At 69.3% G+C, this 17,496-nt stretch carries 17 protein-coding genes; 13 read left to right on the top strand and 4 right to left on the bottom strand.

Going from position 1 to position 17,496, the window contains the following annotated elements; translation table 11 throughout:
• Positions 1-9: 9 nt before the first annotated feature.
• The 11 genes from ACFVAV_RS34790 to ACFVAV_RS34740 all read left to right on the top strand — a co-directional run bounded on the left by ACFVAV_RS34790 (position 10) and on the right by ACFVAV_RS34740 (position 11,519).
• Positions 10-1,113, top strand: a complete 1,104-nt coding sequence (locus ACFVAV_RS34790) for a calcium:proton antiporter (protein WP_379039921.1) — start codon at positions 10-12, stop codon at positions 1,111-1,113.
• A 198-nt stretch (positions 1,114-1,311) separates the two neighbouring features.
• On the top strand, positions 1,312-2,157 hold the full coding sequence (locus ACFVAV_RS34785; RefSeq protein ID WP_189034738.1) for an ABC transporter permease: 846 nt from the start codon (positions 1,312-1,314) through the stop codon (positions 2,155-2,157).
• A complete protein-coding gene (locus tag ACFVAV_RS34780; RefSeq protein ID WP_379039920.1) occupies positions 2,157-3,023 on the top strand; it encodes an ABC transporter permease in 867 nt (288 codons plus the stop codon). The genes ACFVAV_RS34785 and ACFVAV_RS34780 overlap by 1 nt, the downstream gene beginning before the upstream one ends.
• 4 nt (positions 3,024-3,027) lie before the next feature.
• Positions 3,028-4,059 (top strand): MlaD family protein, encoded by a 1,032-nt coding sequence (locus tag ACFVAV_RS34775; RefSeq protein ID WP_379039919.1) that lies wholly within the window; start codon positions 3,028-3,030, stop codon positions 4,057-4,059.
• Positions 4,059-5,063: an MlaD family protein gene (locus ACFVAV_RS34770; RefSeq protein WP_379039943.1), complete on the top strand. Its 1,005-nt coding sequence runs from the start codon at positions 4,059-4,061 to the stop codon at positions 5,061-5,063. The genes ACFVAV_RS34775 and ACFVAV_RS34770 overlap by 1 nt, the downstream gene beginning before the upstream one ends.
• A complete protein-coding gene (locus ACFVAV_RS34765) occupies positions 5,051-6,058 on the top strand; it encodes an MlaD family protein (RefSeq protein WP_379039918.1) in 1,008 nt (335 codons plus the stop codon). The genes ACFVAV_RS34770 and ACFVAV_RS34765 overlap by 13 nt, the downstream gene beginning before the upstream one ends.
• Positions 6,058-7,146: an MlaD family protein gene (locus ACFVAV_RS34760; protein WP_379039916.1), complete on the top strand. Its 1,089-nt coding sequence runs from the start codon at positions 6,058-6,060 to the stop codon at positions 7,144-7,146. Before ACFVAV_RS34765 ends, ACFVAV_RS34760 begins: the two co-directional genes overlap by 1 nt.
• Positions 7,143-8,192: an MlaD family protein gene (locus ACFVAV_RS34755; protein ID WP_379039914.1), complete on the top strand. Its 1,050-nt coding sequence runs from the start codon at positions 7,143-7,145 to the stop codon at positions 8,190-8,192. Before ACFVAV_RS34760 ends, ACFVAV_RS34755 begins: the two co-directional genes overlap by 4 nt.
• The gene (locus ACFVAV_RS34750) at positions 8,189-9,148 is read left to right on the top strand and encodes an MlaD family protein (RefSeq protein ID WP_379039913.1); all 960 of its coding nucleotides are present in this window, start codon (positions 8,189-8,191) and stop codon (positions 9,146-9,148) included. Before ACFVAV_RS34755 ends, ACFVAV_RS34750 begins: the two co-directional genes overlap by 4 nt.
• A 125-nt stretch (positions 9,149-9,273) precedes the next feature.
• Positions 9,274-9,891: a hypothetical protein gene (locus ACFVAV_RS34745; protein ID WP_379039911.1), complete on the top strand. Its 618-nt coding sequence runs from the start codon at positions 9,274-9,276 to the stop codon at positions 9,889-9,891.
• A 53-nt stretch (positions 9,892-9,944) separates the two neighbouring features.
• Entirely contained in the window at positions 9,945-11,519 is a 1,575-nt protein-coding gene (locus ACFVAV_RS34740; RefSeq protein ID WP_379039909.1) for a Na+/H+ antiporter, read from the top strand.
• A gap of 6 nt (positions 11,520-11,525) precedes the next feature.
• Here ACFVAV_RS34740 and ACFVAV_RS34735 read toward each other — a convergent pair whose 3' ends face one another.
• From ACFVAV_RS34735 to ACFVAV_RS34725, 3 genes are all read right to left on the bottom strand, one after another.
• Positions 11,526-12,248, bottom strand: coding sequence for a VIT family protein (locus ACFVAV_RS34735; RefSeq protein ID WP_379039908.1), 723 nt, complete (start codon positions 12,246-12,248; stop codon positions 11,526-11,528).
• Between the two features lie 93 nt (positions 12,249-12,341).
• Entirely contained in the window at positions 12,342-13,946 is a 1,605-nt protein-coding gene (locus ACFVAV_RS34730) for a GMC oxidoreductase (RefSeq protein ID WP_379039907.1), read from the bottom strand.
• Positions 13,947-14,003: 57 nt separating this feature from the next.
• Positions 14,004-14,585: a YdcF family protein gene (locus tag ACFVAV_RS34725; protein WP_379039906.1), complete on the bottom strand. Its 582-nt coding sequence runs from the start codon at positions 14,583-14,585 to the stop codon at positions 14,004-14,006.
• A 62-nt stretch (positions 14,586-14,647) separates the two neighbouring features.
• On the opposite strand from ACFVAV_RS34725, the gene ACFVAV_RS34720 reads away from it, so the two are divergent.
• Both ACFVAV_RS34720 and ACFVAV_RS34715 read left to right on the top strand, forming a co-directional pair.
• The gene (locus ACFVAV_RS34720; protein WP_379039905.1) at positions 14,648-16,144 is read left to right on the top strand and encodes a flavin-containing monooxygenase; all 1,497 of its coding nucleotides are present in this window, start codon (positions 14,648-14,650) and stop codon (positions 16,142-16,144) included.
• Positions 16,145-16,223: 79 nt separating this feature from the next.
• Positions 16,224-16,628 (top strand): hypothetical protein, encoded by a 405-nt coding sequence (locus tag ACFVAV_RS34715; protein ID WP_379039904.1) that lies wholly within the window; start codon positions 16,224-16,226, stop codon positions 16,626-16,628.
• A gap of 59 nt (positions 16,629-16,687) precedes the next feature.
• On the opposite strand, the gene ACFVAV_RS34710 is transcribed toward ACFVAV_RS34715, so the two are convergent.
• Entirely contained in the window at positions 16,688-17,176 is a 489-nt protein-coding gene (locus tag ACFVAV_RS34710) for a MarR family winged helix-turn-helix transcriptional regulator (protein WP_379039903.1), read from the bottom strand.
• Between the last annotated feature and the right edge of the window lie 320 nt (positions 17,177-17,496).

Raw genomic sequence — 17,496 nt, 5'->3', positions numbered from 1 at the left:
GCTGGGACGATGGAGATCATGATCGCCGCGTTGAGGACCAGATGGAGCCTGTACATCCCGATATTCGCCGCACTCGTGCTCGCCGCGACCTGGGGGCGAGACGTACCGGGAGTCGTGGTGGTGCTGGTCGACATCGCGCTGGTCGGTGCGGTGCTGGCCGCGGTCTACCACGCGGAGGTGGTCGCGCACCGGGTCGGTGAACCGTTCGGCTCGCTGGTGCTTGCGGTGGCCGTCACCGTGATCGAAGTGGCGCTGATCGTGACGATGATGATCTCCGGAGGCGACAAGGCGGCGTCACTGGCTCGGGACACCGTCTTCGCCGCGGTGATGATCACCTGTAACGGCATCTTCGGGCTGGTGCTGCTGGTCGGCGCGCTGCGCAGGCGGGTCGCGGTGTTCAACTCCGAGGGCACCGGCGCCGCGCTGGCCACCGTCGCGACCGTGGCGACGCTGAGCCTGGTGCTGCCCACCTTCACCACCAGCAAGCCGGGTCCGGAGTTCTCGCCCGCGCAGCTGGCCTTCGCCGCGGTCGCCTCGCTGGCCCTGTACCTGCTGTTCGTGATGGTGCAGACGGTGCGGCACCCCGACGACTTCCTCCCGGTGGAGGAGGCGGGGGCCGTCGACGACGCCGACACCGGCCACGACACCGCGCCGTCCAACCGGGCCGCTGTGATCAGCCTGGGTCTGCTGGTGCTGGCGCTGGTCTGCGTGGTCGGGCTGGCGAAGGTGGTCTCGCCGGTGCTGGAGCGGGGCGTGGCCGCGGCCGGTCTGCCGCCCTCGGCAGTCGGCGTGGTGATCGCCATGCTCGTGCTGCTGCCCGAGACGCTGGCCGCGTTCAACTCCGCGCGCCGCAACCAGGTGCAGATCGGCCTGAACCTGGCGCTCGGCTCGGCCATGGCCAGTATCGGCCTCACCATTCCGGTGATCGCCCTGGCAACCATCTGGCTGAGCGGTCCGCTGGTCCTCGGTCTCGGCGCCACCCAGATGGTGTTGCTCGCGCTGACCGTCGTGGTGGGCACGCTGACCATCGTTCCCGGCCGCGCGACCCTGCTGCAGGGTGGCGTTCACCTGGCGTTGTTCTCGGCGTTTGTGTTCCTGGCCGCAAGCCCGTAGCTGAAGTGTTGCGGATCACATGGGGTGTCGAGCTGTCATGGAAACGGAAGAAAAGCGACGAGGGTCACCACCCTGAAATTTTGTTGTGACGCAGAGTACCGGTTAGCTTGCTGGAGTTGGCACCGACGCCGAAGCCAGAGAGTGCGGTATGAAAATCACCATTTCCCGCGCTTCGCGAGCGGGCCGGGGGCATCGCTGATGTCCACCGATCTGCATTCCGCGAAGCCGGATTCCGCCACCCAGATCGTCCGCAAGAACTTCACCGACACGGTCGTGTCGTCGTTGCGGACCTTCGGGCGCGCGGTCGACCTCGCGCAGGAGTCGGTCACCGGCACCGTCGCCGATGTCGCCCGCGGACACTTCCAGTGGCGCGAGACCCTCGTGCAGGCCTGGCGGCTGATCACGGTCACCGCGATCCCGGCGATCCTGATGGCGATCCCGTTCGGTGTGATCGTCTCTATCCAGGTCGGCAACCTGATCCACAGCCTCGGCGCCGACTCCATGCTCGGCGCGACCGGCGGTCTGGGCGTCATCAAGCAGGGCGCGCCCATCGCGACGGGCTTCCTGCTCGGTGGCGCGGGCGCGGCCGCGATCGCCGCCGACCTCGGCGCGCGCACCATCCGCGAGGAGATCGACGCGCTCAACACCATGGGCATCAGCCCGGTGCACCGGCTCGTCATCCCCCGCATGATGGCCATGCTGATCGTCGCGCCGATGCTCAATGTGCTGATCATCTTCGTCGGCGTGCTCGCCGGGTACGCGGTCGCCGTCGGCGGCCAGGGCGTGACCCCGGGCAGCTACTGGTCGACCTTCGGCTCCTTCGCCACCGCCGGTGACGTGTGGGTGTCGCTGCTCAAGGCGCTGATCTTCGGCTTCCTGGTCGTCGTCATCTCCTGCCAGCGCGGCCTCGAGGCCAAGGGCGGTCCGCGCGGTGTCGCCGACGCGGTGAACGCGGCGGTGGTGCTCTCGGTCGTCTCGATCGCGATCGTGAACCTGCTCGCGACCCAGATCAGCGCCATGTTCCTGCCGACGAAGCTGGCGTGATGGCTGCCTCCTCCTATATCCCCACCTCGCTGCACTGGCTGCGCAAGCCCGCCCGTGCAGGCAAGCGGATCGCCTCGGCGGGTGAATCGCTCGGCTTCGTCGCGGTGTTCGTGTGGCAGGTGCTGTCCTCGGTGCCGCTGACGCTGCGCCGCTACCGCGACGAGACGCTGCGCGCGGTGACCGATATGACCTGGGGCCGCGGCTCGATCATCGTCGGCGGCGGCACCGTCCCGATGATGATCGTGCTCGGCCTGGTGATGGGCGCCTCGGTCGGCGTCGAATCCTTCGCCTCGCTCGACATGCTCGGCATGGGACCGGTGACCGGCGTGATCTCGGCCTACGCCACCACCCGTGAGCTGGCCCCGATCGCGGCCGCCATCGGCTTCGCCGCCCAGGCGGGCTGCCGGATCACCGCCGAGATCGGCTCGATGCGCATCTCCGAGGAGATCGACGCGATCGAGGCGCTCGGCCTGCGCTCGGTGCCGTTCGTGGCGACCACCCGCGTCATCGCGGGCGCCATCGCCATCGTGCCGACCTTCCTGATCGCGCTGATCCTGTCCTACGGCGCCTGCCGCGGGCTGCTCACGATGGTCTACGGGCAGTCGGCCGGCGTGTACGACCACTACTTCTTCCAGTTCATCTCCGGCTTCGACATGATCGCCGCCGTCATCAAGGTCGCCGTGTTCGGCACCGTGGTGATCCTGGTGCACAGCTACTTCGGGTTCTTCGCCACCGGCGGTCCCGAGGGCGTCGGCATCGCCTCCGGTCGCGCGGTGCGGGCCAGCTCGGTGGCCATCGTCGCCATCGACATGGTGCTGTCGATCATGCTGTGGGGCTTCAACTCGGCGATCAGTTTTACGGGGTGAGCTAGTGCCTAACTATGGAATGCCCGGCGTCGCGGCCGATCGGCGCACCTCGCGGCTGACCGGTGCGATCATCCTCGGCATCATCGCCGCGGTCGTGCTCGCCACGGTCGCCTACCGCAATCTGAAAACCGAAGAGGGCCTGCGGATCGCGCTGCACACCGAACACCTCGGTGACGGCATCAGCGCGGGCAGCCAGGTCCGCATCGACGGCGTCACCGTCGGTGAGGTCGCCGAGGTGACCCCCGGCGAACGCGGCACCCAGCAGATCGCGCTGCTGCTCGACGCCGACCGGCTGCACGGCATCGACGACAGCCTCGCCGTCGACTACGCCCCGACCAACCTGTTCGGCATCGCCGAGCTGGAACTGCGCCGCGGCACCGGCGGTTCGCCGCTGCGTGCAGGCACGGTGCTCGACCTGACCGGCGCTGACGCCGACCGGGTCTACGACGCGACGATGAGCGCGATCCTGCGCAGCCTCTCCCAGGTCGGCATGACGGTGACCAGCCCGCAGATGGCGACGGTGGTGTCCCAGCTGGCCGCCGATTTCAAGGCCTTCACCCCGCTGGTGCAGGCGCTGATCACGATCGCCAAGACCATCGCCGACAACCAGGACGTCGCGCCCTCGGAACTGTTCGGCAGGCTCGGCCCCGCCTTCGACGGCGGCGGCCAGTTCGCCGGCGCCACCATGCAGGTGATCGACCGGCTCAGCGAGATCAAGGTGACCCAGGTCGACAAGGACCGCTACGACATCGGCGTCGGCGTGATCGGCGGCAGCATCCTGCCCGCCCTGACCACCACGCTGACCACCGCGGGCGGGCATTTCGCCGAGACCACCGACATGCTCGCGCCGATGCTGTACGCGCTGGCCCAGATGTCGCCGAATCCGCGCCGGACCGGCGCCGACCTGCAGGCACTGCTGACCAACCTGCGCGGCGCCATGCCCGACGGCCCCAACGGCCCGGTGCTCAACCTCGACGTCGAGCTCAGCGGCGTGCCCGCGATCGCGGTGCCGCTGTTCGGAAAGGCCGGTGCGTGATGAAGATTGGCGGTGTCGCACTGCGACTCGGCGTGTTCGCGCTGGTGATGCTCGCCGTGCTCGGACTCGTGTTCACCCTGATCAAGCGGCCGGTCTCCGGTGACACCGAGGCGCACGACGCGCTGTTCACCGACGCCAACGGCCTCAAGGTCGGCAACGACGTGCGGATGTTCGGCGTGCAGGTCGGCAAGATCGAGAAGATCAGCCTCGAAGGCGACAAGGCCAAGGTCCACCTCACGGTGAAGACCGACACCCCGATCTACGACAACAGCAAGCTGGCCATCCGGTACCAGAACCTCACCGGCCAGCGCTATGTCGACCTGCAGCAGGCGCCCAACCCGGGCAAGCGGATCGCCGCCGACGCCAGGATCGGCGCGAACATGACCGTCCCGTCCTTCGATGTGACGAGCTTGTTCAGCGGCCTGAAGCCGGTGCTGGCGACGCTGTCCCCGGAGGCGATCAACCAGTTCACCGCCAGCATGCTCGCCGTCATCGAGGGCGACGGCAGCGGCCTCGGCCCCGCGCTGACCGCGATCGACCAGCTCGCGAGCTACGCCGAGGACCGCCAGCAGGTCGTCAACACCCTGATCAGCAACCTGTCGACGCTGGGCGACCGGCACGGCGGCCGCGTCGGCTACCTGCTGCCACTGCTGGCCCGGCTCACCGACATCTTCGAGGCGATGCAGCGCAATATCGGCGGCGTCGCGCAGTTCGCCGCCACCGCGCCCTCGGTGCTTGCCCCGGTGGACCGGCTGCTGGCCTCGCTCGGCCTGGTCGAGGGCGGCAGCGCCGAGGTCGACGCGATGATCCGCGGCCTGTTCCCGAATCCGCAGGAAGCCGTCGACGTGTTCGGGCGCCTGCCCGGGCTGCTGGCCACGGTCGACGCTTCGCTCTCGCGCGATTTCGCCGACTTCACGCCGCACTGCAGCAACGGCGCCGCCGAGGTGCCCGCGCCGCTGCAGGTGCTGATCGCCGGACAGAAGGTGACGATATGCAACGCCTGAAGTTCTTCTCCGGTGACCGCCCGATCATGGACGAGGCGACCAAGCGCGCCCGCGAACTGCGGATGGGCATCATCGGCCTGAGCCTGGTCGTGCTGTTCATCATCGGCGCGGGCATCGTCTACGTGGTGCCGCTGGGCAAGCACACCTACACCGCCGAACTCAGCGAGGCGCAGTCGGTGCGCGAGGGCGACGACGTGCGCCTGGCCGGTATCTCGGTCGGCAGCGTCACCTCGCTCGAGCTGAAGCCGGACAGGGTGCTGATGGAGTTCACCGTCGATTCCGACGTCTTCGTCGGCGACCAGACCTCCCTCGACGTCCGCATGCTGACCGTGGTCGGCGGCCACTACGTCGCGCTCTACCCGGCAGGCTCGCGGCCGCTGGGCGACGCCGCGATCCCCGCGGACCGAATCCGCCTGCCCTACAGCCTGATCGAGACCTTCCAGGACGCGACCGCGCCGCTGGCCGCCGTCGACGGCGACACCGTGCGCAAGAACCTGGCCGCCGCGAATTCCGCGATCGCCGCCTCTCCGGAGGCGCTGCGCTCGACCCTCGACACCGTCGGCAAGTACGTCGACATGCTCGATCGCCAGCGCTCGCAGGTGTCGAAGTCCATCGCGATCCTCGACGAGTACATCTCCATGTACGACGGCGCCAAGTCCGATCTGGGCAGGCTGATGGACAACGTCAACCTGCTCGAGGACGTGCTGCTGAGCAAGAAGGCCGAACTCGCCGAAGCGATCCGGCTGCTGACCTCGGTGGTGAACCGGCTCGCCGGGCTCGCCCCCAGCTGGGAGTCCACGCTGAAGCCGCAGGCGCAGGCACTGGCCGACGCGCTGCCGCAGATGCAGGAACTCGAAGGGCGGTTCGAGCCGATCCTCGGCACCGTGTCCGACCTGCAGACCAAGCTGTCGCAGCTGGCGACGCCGGACGCGGGCGTCGTGGTCGACCAGTCCGGCGTGCGCGTGTGCGTGCCGCTGCCCGGGAAGGCGTGCTGATGCTGAAACGACTCCTCGGATCCCAGGCGTTCATGTCGATCGCCGGTGTCGCGGTGCTGGTCGTCATGGTGATCGCCGGCTACTTCGTCGCCTTCGATCCGCTGAAGAAGACCGAATCCTATTGCGCGCTCATGCCCGACGCGATCGGGCTCTACCCGGGCAACCACGTCACGATGCGCGGCATCGATGTCGGCGAGGTGACCGCGGTGCGCAACGAGGGCGCCAAGGTGCGCGTCGAGTTCGAGGTCGACGCCGACTACCCGGTCTACGCCGACGCTTCCGCGACCACGGTCGCGTATTCCGTGGCCGCCGACCGCAATCTGGCCGTGCTGACCAGCGGCAAGGACACCAGACAGTTCACCGGCGGCTGCATCACCAAGACGCTGACCCCCAAGAGCATCACCGAGACGCTGACCGCGCTGGCGAGCCTGTCCGAGCAGCTGTCCGGCGCCGAAGCGGGTCAGCCGAGCGCGCTGGTCGACGGCCTCGCCTCGCTGGACCGCGCGACCGAGGGCACCGGCCCGACGGTCAACGAACTCGTGCACAAGCTCGGCTCGGCGATGAACAAGCCCGACGCCGACATCGGCCACCTGGCCGGGCTTTTCGACGCGTTCGCCTCGGTGTCGAACCGGGTCGCCGCCAACTGGGGTGACCTGCAGTCGATGCTGGTCCGGCTGGCCCCGCTGCTCAACCAGGCCTCCGACGACCTGCTCGGCCCGGCGACCTCACTGTTCGACGGACTGGCCGAGCTGCTGCCGATGCTCAACGACTTCACGACCATCCTGGGCGACCCGCTGATCGGCGCGCTCGACGGCGCGGTCCCGCTGGTGAAGTTGTTGCGCGCCAACGTCGGATCGCTGCGCGAGGTGGTGCTGAAGATGCCCGCGCTGACCTCGGCGTTCCAGAGCACGGCAGGCGGCACCGCGATCACCTACGCGGCGCCCAAGGTGGCACTGCCCAGCGGCGAAGCCGATCAGGTGTGCGCCGCGGTGAACACGCTGATCCCGGGGCAGTGCGCCGACCCGGCGCAGGGGCTGACCGATGTGAACCTCGTCCAGGTCGTGCTGGGAATGGCAGGTGCCCGATGAACCCGCGAAAGACGCTGCGGCGCAGCATGATCGCGCTGGTGGTCGCCGCCGGACTCGCGGTGGGCGGCTGCGGCTTCGACCCGGCCGAGGTGCCGGTGCCGGGCTCGACCGTCAGCGGCCCGACCTACCGCGTGCAGATCGAGTTCAGCAGCGCGCTGAACCTGCCCGCGAAGTCCAAGGTGATCGCCAACGGCGCCGAGATCGGCAATGTCGACACGGTGCGGGTGGTCCAGCCCGCCGACGCGCCCGCGGGCCGCGGCGGCTACGTCGTCGTCGAGGCCGACATCCTCGACTCGGTGCAGCTGCCGACCACCACGATCGCCGAACTGCGCCAGGACACCATCCTCGGTGACATCCATGTCGCGCTGACCACCCCGAAGGACGGCTTCGGCGCCCTGCTGCGCGACGGTGGCACCATCCCGATCGCCCGCACGAAACCCCCGGTGCAGCTGGAAGACACGATGGCCACCATGGCGCTGTTCGTGCAGGGCGGCGCGATCGGCCAGTTGCAGGACATGATCGGCCGGGTCAACTCGGTGATGCCGCAGGATCCCAAGGAGACCGCGCGTATCTCGGCGGTCATGGGCGCCGACGCCGCCGATCTGGCCGCGCACCTGGACCAGGTCGACCTGCTGGTCAACGGCCTGGCCGCCAATGCCGAGATCATGGTCGGCATCGAGGCCGAACTCACCGACATCCTCACCCCCGAAGCCGTGCGGGCCCTGTCGGGCACCCAGGACTCGATCGCCAAGACCATGGCGATCTTCCTGGCGCTCGGCCCGGTCGGCTCGTCGCTGACCTGGCTGGCCCCGATCGCGAACGCGGGTGACGCGGCCGCGACCGCGTTCCTCCCGCTGGCCACCGGCGGCTCGGCCGACCTGCGTTCCTCGACCAACATGGCCCTGCTGACCGCGCTGCTGCGCGACAAGATCATCCCGTTCGCCGAGCGCGGGCCGAAGGTGAACATCACCGGCGTGCAGGTGTCCGAGGACGAGCAGGTCGAGCAGATCGTGACCGCGCTGCGGATGATCGGAATGGTGCGATGAAGATCGGTGCGATGGCATCCCTGGGCGGCATCGCCGCCATCACCGTACTCGGCGCGAGCTACCTGACCTTCGGCGTCGTGCGGGTCGACCCGTTCGCCGACTACACCGAGGCCTCGATCGAGCTGGCCAACTCCGGCGGCCTGAGTGTCGGCTCGCCGATCCTGCTGACCGGTATCGAGATCGGCAAGGTCACCGCCGTGGACACCTCCGCCGCCGGTGGCGTGCAGGTCGGCTTCCGGTTCGGCGCCGGCAACAAGGTGCCGATGAGCAGCATCGTCACCATCGAGCACCTGTCCTCGCTGGGTGAGCCGTATGTGCAGTTCGTGCCGCGCAGCGCCGACGGGCCGTACCTGAGCAACGGGCAGCGCCTGGCGGGGGAGAACGTGCGGACCCCGATGTCGATCCCCGAGGTCGCGCGGCTGGTCACCAAGACCGTCGAGCAGCTCGACCCCGCGGTCGTCGGCTCGCTGGTCGACACCCTCGGTCAGGCGATGACCGGCACCGAGAACGTGATCCCGGAACTGGCCAGGGCCGGCGACCTGCTCGCCGCGGCCATCATGAGCCGCGCGCCCGCCATCGCCGAGCTGCAGAACAACTTCGAGTTCGTCTCCGGTGACATCGGCTGGGCCGGACCGGCCACCTCCGCCGCCGCACCCGCGTTCGTGCGCCTGAGTCAGGTGATCGACGAGTTCGTCGAGTCGGTCGGCCGGGTCAGCGCGGCGGGCGGCGATCCGGAGATGTACCTGCGCGACGGCGGTCTGGTGCCGTTCCTCGAGCAGGTCGTCGCCACGCTGAACGAGCTCGGTCCCGAGCTCTCGGCCCTGCTGCCCGGCCTGCGCCCGCTCACCGAATCGATCACCGTGACCGGTCCGCAGATCGATCTGAGCACCCTGATCGCACAGGCGCTACACAACACCGATACCGATGCGGTGAAGGTTAGGGTCGCAATCAAGTAAACATCTGGCAACTGCTGAATGTAGGTATGTGCCCTGGTCAGTGCAGTTTTATCTGGACAGTCGGCCTTTCAGCAACCGTGCGGTAGCCTGCTGGACGAGGGGGGTCCGCGGTTGAAGGCGGTGCGATGGCAGAGAGCGGCGAAGGCCCCGACGAGGGGACCGGCAGCAGTACTCGGGTGATCGCGATCGCGGCAGTGCTCGCCGCACTGCTGGCGCTGGTCGTCGCGCTCGGGTTGGTTCTGCGCGCGAGTCAGGGTGACGAGAACGACCCGTCGACTGTCAACCCGATGGGTTCCGATGCCGCCGGCCAGCCGGTCACCGCCGACGAGGCATCCGACCAGGAGGTGGCCTTCGCTCCGCCATGGCCCGCCCGGCGGGTCGGCGGAAACTGCTCGGCGGGCGGCATCGTCGCGCACTGGCAGGTCGATGCCGACGGTGCGTGGCAGTGCACGATGACGACCCCGGACGCCGCGGTACCCGCCGCGCCCGCCGCGCCGGCTCCGCCGCCCGAGCCTGCCCCCGCGCCGGAGCCCGTGCCCGTCGAAGCTCCGCCGCCGCCCGTCTACGAGGCGCCGCCGGTGTACGCGCCGCCCGTCTACGAGCCGCCCGTCTACGAGCAGCCACCGCCCGCGCCGGAGCCCATTCCCGCGCCGGAGCCCGTCCTGCCACCGCCTCCGGTCATCCAGCTGCCGTTCCCGTTGCCGCCGATCTTCATTCCGCCCGCGGCCGCCGTCCTGCAGTGACGGGCGGCGGGTCGCCCGCCGCGCACCATCGATGTCGATGACACTGATCCGCTATGGACCAGTTGGTACTCACTCTGGTGATCCTGCTCGCGGCGGTGCTCGCCGAGTCGCTCGGCGAGCGGATCGGGGTCGCGCCGTCCATCCTGATGACGGTCTTCGGCTGCCTGCTCGCCCTGATCCCCGCCGTACCGAGCCTGAACATCCCGCCGGAGCTCATCCTCCCGCTGGTCCTGCCGCCGCTGCTCTACGCCGCAGCCCGGCGCACCTCCTGGCGGCAGTTCGCGGAGGACTGGCAGGTCATCGCGTTGCGCGCGATCGGCCTCGTGATCGTCACCGCCGTCGCGGTGGCCGCGGTGTTCCACGCCTGGAACCCGGCGACCGCGGTCGCGGCAGGTCTGGTGCTCGGCGCGCTGGTCGCGCCGCCCGACCCGGTCGCGGCCACCTCGATGGCGAGCAGGCTCGGCCTGCCGCGGCGGCTGATCGTGACCCTCGGCGGCGAGGGCCTGTTCAACGACGTCACGGCGATCGTCATCTACACCGTCGGCATCCAGGCGGTGGTGACCGGCCTGTTCTCGCCGTGGCACGCGCTCGGTGACTTCGTGCTCGCCGCGGTGGTCGGGCTCGTCGTCGGCCTGGTCCTGGGCTGGGTGGGCAGCAAGCTCACCAAGTACCTTGACAACGCGACCGGCCAGGTGGCGCTGAGCCTGCTGCTGCCGTTCGTCGCCTACGGCGTCGCCGAACGCTGGGAGGGCTCGGCCGTCCTCGCGGTGCTGGTCTGCGCGCTGTACCTGACCGACGCGGTGACCGAGATCGGCGACCGGGACTACCGGCTGGTCGCGGATTCGTTCTGGGACATCGCCGAGATGCTCATCACCGGTTTCGCGTTCGCGCTGATCGGTCTCGAACTGCGGGTGGTCATCGATGCCACCGGGCGCAACTGGACATCGCTGGCCGGGGTCACCGCGGCGGTGATCGCGGTCGTGGTGCTGCTGCGGCTGGCCTGGCTCCTGGTGACCTGGGCGGTGAGCACGAAGCTGTGGCGCGACACCGACGAGCCGTTCACCTGGCGCGAGGTGATCGTCACCTGGTGGGCGGGGATGCGCGGCGTCGCCACGGTGGCCCTGGCACTGGCTGTGCCGTTCACCATCGACTCCGGCGCGGATTTCCCCGCCCGCTCGGAGATCCTGTTCGTCGCCTTCGCGGTCGTGCTGTTCACGCTGCTCGTGCAGGGCACGACCCTGCCGCTGGTCGTCCGGATCACCGGCGTGCACGCCGACACCAGACAGGAACGCGCGGTCGAACAGCAGCTGTGGACCAGGGTGGTGCGGGCCGAACTGGCCGAACTCAAGATGATCGCCGCCCGCGACGGGCTGCCCGAAGACGTCTACGAGGACATCAAGGACACCCTGCGTCACCTCTCGGCCAAGGCCGACCCCGCAGCGGCCGACGCCGACGCCAAGGCCACCCTCGACGCGGAACGCAAACTCGCCACGCAGATGCGCGCGGTGCGCTCCGCCGTCATCGAGGCGGGCAGGCGCGAAGCCCAGGCCGCGCGCCGCGAACCCGGCATGCCGCCCGATGTCGTCGACCGGGTCACCCGCAGGCTCGACCTCGGCCCGACCCGCTGAGCGGTCTCAGCCGCCGAGCGTGTCGGTGAGCGTGCCGATCGCGTAGGTGATCGCCATCGCCAGCGCACCACCGATCACCACCCGCACCACCGCCTTACCGCGCTGGCTGCCGCCCAGGCGCGCACTCACCGACCCGGTGATGGCGAGGGCGATGAGCACCGCGGCGAAGGTGACCGGGACGCGCCACTGCGCGGGCGGCAGCACGATCGCCAGCAGCGGCAGCAGCGCGCCGCAGATGAACGCGATCGCCGAGGAGACCGCCGCCGCCCACGGATTGGTGAGCTCGTCCGGGTCGAGCTTGAGTTCGGCTTCGGCGTGCGCGGTGAACGCGTCGTGGGCGGTGAGTTCCTCGGCCACCGTGCGCGCTGTCGCCGGGCTGAGTCCCTTGGCCTCGTAGATCCCGGCCAGCTCGGCCAGTTCCGAGGCCGGGTCGTCGGCCAGCTCCCTGCGCTCCTTGGCGAGCAGGGCCTTCTCCGAATCCCGCTGGGTGCTCACCGACACGTACTCGCCCGCCGCCATCGAGATCGCGCCCGCGACCAGTCCCGCCACACCCGCGGTGAGGATGGTGCGGGCATCGTTCGTGGTCGCCGCGACACCGACCACCAGACCGGCGGTGGACACGATGCCGTCGTTGGCGCCGAGCACGCCGGCGCGCAACCAGTTCAACCGGGACGCGAGCCCTTCGGCATGGGGTTCGTGCGGATGGGCGGTCGGTGACGAGTCCTGCACCCGGCCAGCCTAATCGGGCGCGGTACCGGATCAGCGCGGGGCGCGCGGTCGTCGGGCGGGGTGTCAGCCAGGCCGACCACGTGTTCTGGCGGGTCACCGCGGGGCGCGCAGTCCAGCGCGCAGGGTGTCGGCCAGGCGCACGGCCAGCGCGATCACGGTCAGCGTCGGGTTGACGTGGCCGTTGGTCGGAAACACCGAGCTGCCCGCGATGTAGAGGTTGTCGACACCGTGCACCCGGCAGTGCCGGTCGACCACCCCGTGCCGCGGATCGGCCGACATCCTGGTGGTGCCACTCGGGTGCGCCCGGTCCGCCAGTGGCAGCGGTTCGGTACTGCCGGGTCGTGCCGGGGGCGCGATCTGCGGCGCGGGCAGCCCGAGCCGGGCGAACTCGGCCGTCAGCAGCGCCGTCGCCCGCCGGACGGTCGCGTCCTCCCGCTCGCCGATCCGCCAATCCACCTGGGGCAGCGGCATTCCCACCGGGTCGGTGCGTTCCGACAGGCGCACCCGGCTGTCCGGGTCCGGCGCCTGTTCGACCATCGTCCACACCTCGACGCCGGTGAGCCGGTGCGGCAGCCCGACACCGTCGATCAGCCTGCGCCGAGCCCCTGCCAGCAACAGCCTGGTGTCCGACAGCATGATTCGCGCGTCGTTCCACTCGCCCCGCCCGCTCAGCACCCGTTTGACGGCGTCCCATGGATCGTCGGGTGCGGTGACCTCCTGCAACCACAGCGCGCAGTTCAGCAGTGATTCCCCGCGCTGGATCTCGGGAGACAGGGCGAGACCGTGCAGAAAGGTGTGCTTGCCCCGCGGACTCCTGACCACGTATTTACCGAACCGGGCCAGCGCCGCGCCCGCGACGGCGGGGGACAGGGTGCCGACCACGCCACTGCGGTGGTCGATCAGATACCGCCCCACCTGGTCGTATCGGTTCCCGATGCCACCGGGAACGGTGCGCCGCGAGGCCAGCAGCAGACGCGGGGTGTCGATCCCGCCCGCCGCGAGCACGAAGGTCCGCGCCTCCACGGTGCGGATCCGGCCACCGGCACCGGTCACCTCGACCGAGTTCACGTGTGCGCCGGTGGTATCGGTGTCGAGGTGGGTAACGGTCGCGTTCACCAGCACCCGTGCGGTCGGCGCGACGATGTCGCGCACCAGCCTGCCCCACCGTTTGCAGTCGAACCGGTCGACCGGATCCCGGCTCAGCTGCCAGAAGTACGGACGCAGCGACCCGGTGTCGACGGCGGCGGCGGGCGCCGGGCGTCCGGCGAGCGGCCAGAACTCGGCGTCGGTGTACCCGGTGCCGTGCCCGAGCCCGGCATGCGCGGCGGCGCGTTCGGCGTACGGACGCAGCTCCGCCGCATCGATCGGCCACCCCGATCGCCGTACCCACGGCCGGGTGGCGAAGTCGAGGTCGTCGAGCACGCCGCAGCGCCCGGCCCAGACCAGCGAGCTGCCGCCGAGGACCCGGGTGCCCGCGATCCGGTCGGGTGGCAGCCGCGGCGCACCGACACTGTCGATGGCGGCGAATTCCGGCTCGGTGGGGCCGATTTCGTGGTCACCGCTCTCCAGGACCAGCACCTGCAGGCCCGCGGCGGCCAGTTCGGTGGCCACGGTCAGTCCGGCCGGGCCCGAGCCGATGACGCAGATCTGGGCGCGCAGCGCGTCGTCTCCGACCGTGCGCAGATCCTCGACAAGCATCGGCGGTCCTCTCGCCCGTGCCACCCGCGCGGCCCGGCACCCGGCCACGCATTGGTGTCACTCTAGAAGCCGGGACGCCGAATTTCTGGAGGTCTCACAATGCTGGTTCACGAAAGCCCGGATATATCCCGCGGATTGGCGCACATACATCCACGACCAGAACCCCAGCCCGGATTCGGTGGGGCTGGCGACCATGGTGATCTCGCCGTCGAAACACCGGCCGACGATGTAGCGGGCGCGCGAGACATGCGGGGTGAAGGTGACCACGATGATGTGCCGCCAGCCGTAAATCGTTGCCCGCCGGACAATTTCGCGCGCTTCACCGTCGGTCGTCCACGGGTCGGGCACGAAACACGAGACACGGAAGGCGAATCGGCCGCCGCAGTACTTGTCCATCAGCGGATCGTCGGGCCCGGTGGACTGCGAGATCAGCACCTCGGGGGCGTAGCCACGCTCGGCGAGCTCGATCCCGAGGTCGAAGCGTTCGTAGGGGGTGCCACCGAGCACGACGATCACATCGGCGGGGCGCAGCGGATCCACTTGCGGCCGGACGTAGACGGGCCACCCGGCGAACGCGGCACTCAGCGCGATGACAAGTGCGCCGACGAGCAACCATCCCGCACGCCGAAAGATCGACACTGCATCGAGAATAGCGAAACGCTGCCTTCACCTCGCGATGTGTCGCCAGGCACACTGGAGTCATGACCGACTCCGCCGTTGCCCCCGAACACCTCGACGTCGTCATCGTCGGCGCAGGATTGTCCGGTATCGGGGCCGCCTATCGGCTGCAGACCGAACACCCGCACCGCAGCTACGCGATCCTCGAGGCCCGCGCCGATCTCGGCGGCACCTGGGACCTTTTCCGGTACCCGGGCATCCGCTCCGACTCGGACATGTTCACCCTCGGTTATCCGTTCAAGCCGTGGCGTGCGGCCCGCTCGATCGCCGACGGCGCGTCGATCCTGGACTACATCCGCGAGACCGCGCGGGAGAACGGCATCGACCGCCGCATCCGCTTCGGGTCGCGGGTGATCGGCGCGGACTGGTCGTCGGCGCAGGCGCGCTGGCAGCTCACCATCGCCCACGACGGCCCCGACGGCCCTGAGCTGAGCACCCTGACCTGCGGTTTCCTCTACACCTGCGCCGGCTACTACGACTACCAGCAGCCGCACACCCCCGACTTCGCCGGTCACGAGGACTTCGCGGGCACCATCGTGCACCCGCAGTTCTGGCCTGCCGACCTGGACGTGCGCGACAAGCGGATCGTCGTCATCGGCAGCGGTGCGACCGCGGTCACCCTGGTGCCCTCGCTGGCCGACGAGGCCGAGCACGTCACCATGCTGCAGCGCACCCCCACCTGGATCAGCGCCGTCCCCGGCCGCGACAAGCAGGCCGACAAGATCCGCGAACTGCTGCCCGCCGGGCTCGCGCACCGGCTGATCCGGACCAAGAACATCCTGTTCAACATCGGTTTCTACCAGTACTGCCGTCGCCGCCCCGCCGCCGCGCGCAAGCTGCTGACCGGCCTCACCACCCGCATCCTCAAAGACGACAAACTGGTCGCCGAGCACTTCACCCCCGACTACGACCCGTGGGATCAGCGCCTGTGCGCGGCACCCGACGCCGACTTCTTCAAGGCGATGAAGAAGGGCAAGGCCGCGGTGGTCACCGACCGGATCGACCGGTTCGTCCCCGACGGTATCCAGCTCGAATCGGGCAAGATCCTGCCCGCCGACATCGTGGTGACCGCCACCGGCCTGCGGCTGCTCGCCTTCGGCGGCATCGCGCCCGAGGTCGACGGCACCCCGGTCCCGCTGTCGGACCAGTTCGTCTGGCAGGGCGCGATGCTGACCGGCCTGCCCAATTTCGCCATCTGCGTCGGCTACACCAACGCCTCGTGGACGCTGCGCGCCGACCTCACCTCGCGCCTGGTCTGCAAGGTCCTCGCCCACATCGACCGGACCGGGGTCCCCGCCGTCGTCCCGGAGCCGAAGGGCACGCTTACCGAGCGTCCGCTGCTCGACCTGAACGCCGGCTACATCCTGCGCTCGATCGCCGCGTTCCCCCGTCAGGGCGACAAGCATCCGTGGCGGGTCAGGCAGAACTACCTGCTGGACGCGGTGATCACCCTGCGCACCGATCTCGGCAAGACGCTGCGCCCGGTCCGTCGCGTAGGCGAGTTCACCCACAACGGGTGAGGCGCGCGGCCCCGTCGGGTTCCTACCGTTGGCGTGTGCCGTGGTGGCACGTCCGTTGACCTGACGGGAAGGCCGAGCGATGACAGATCAGAATGAGCACCCGGTACGCGAGGGAATCGCGGCAGGAACCTCCATCGGCGCCGGAATCCTGCTGGCGGTGGTCGGTGTCCTGCAGATCCTCGAAGGTATCTCGGCTGTCGCCAAGGACGATCTCATCGTCGTGGGGCCCGAGTACCTCTACCAGTTCGACCTGACGTCATGGGGCTGGTGGCACATCGTTTTCGGTGCCATCGCGGTGATCGTCGCGATCGGCCTGCTGGCCGGTCAGACATGGGGACGGGTGTTGGCGATGGTGATCGCCGCCATCTCGATCATCGCGAACTTCCTGTGGCTGCCGTACTACCCATGGTGGTCGATCCTGATCATCATCATCAACATCGTGGTGATCTGGGCGGTGGCCACCTGGCGCCCGAACAACGCCTGAACCAGCGCACCGACGAGAACGCCGCCCCGGTCATCGGCCGGGGCGGCGTTCTGTGTCGGTCAGCAGTTGAGCGGCGGTTCGCCTGCGGCCGCGTCACCCAGGGTGCCGACCAGATGGTCGGAGAGCCGTTCGCCGAGTGTCGCCAGTTCGGCCTTCTGTGCCCCGTCGAGTCCGTCCATGACCAGCCGGCGCACCGCGACGAGATAGTTCGGCGTCGCCGCGGACACCTTGGCCAGCCCGCTTTCGGTGAGTACCGCGTCGACGCCGCGCCCCGATTCCGCGGCCGCGCGCTCGGCCCAACCGACCCGTTCCAGCTTGGACACCACATGGGAGAGCCGGGAGATCGACCCGTGCCCCCGCGCGGCGAGCAGGCTCAACCGCATCCGATGGTCCGGCGCCTCGCGCAGCAGCGCCATGACCCGGTACTCGAAATGGGTCATGCCGAGCTCGCGTTGCAGTCGCGAGTCGAGTGCGCTCGGCACCCGCATCGCGAGGGTGACCACCGCGCTCCAGGCGCGACGTTCGACCGAGTCGAGATCCTCTGCCACCTCGCCCCTTCCCCGGCTGTGTTAACTGAAAAATTGCTAAATGACGGCAAACTGTATATCGGAGGGTGTTCGGTGTCTATGTGCAGCATGTCATGTCGCCAGGTGGGAGAAGTTTTGAAGATCAACTTCAGCTGGACGGATGATCAGTTGCCATGGGATCGCCATTGATGATCGGGCACCCGATGGGCGCGTGGCCGGCCCGGCTGTGGAGCCTTGTGGGCACGTCGAGCGTGTGCCGAGCTGGGGAAACGCCGGATCTACCAGGCGATTTGACTTCGCGTTCGTGGCTGCGTAACTTAATTCGAGTCAGAGCGACACGG

Source organism: Nocardia sp. NPDC057663, assembly GCF_042799895.1.
Classification (GTDB): domain Bacteria; phylum Actinomycetota; class Actinomycetes; order Mycobacteriales; family Mycobacteriaceae; genus Nocardia.
Note: the sequence above shows the minus strand (reverse complement) of the source record. Positions and strands in the feature narration are given on the sequence as shown.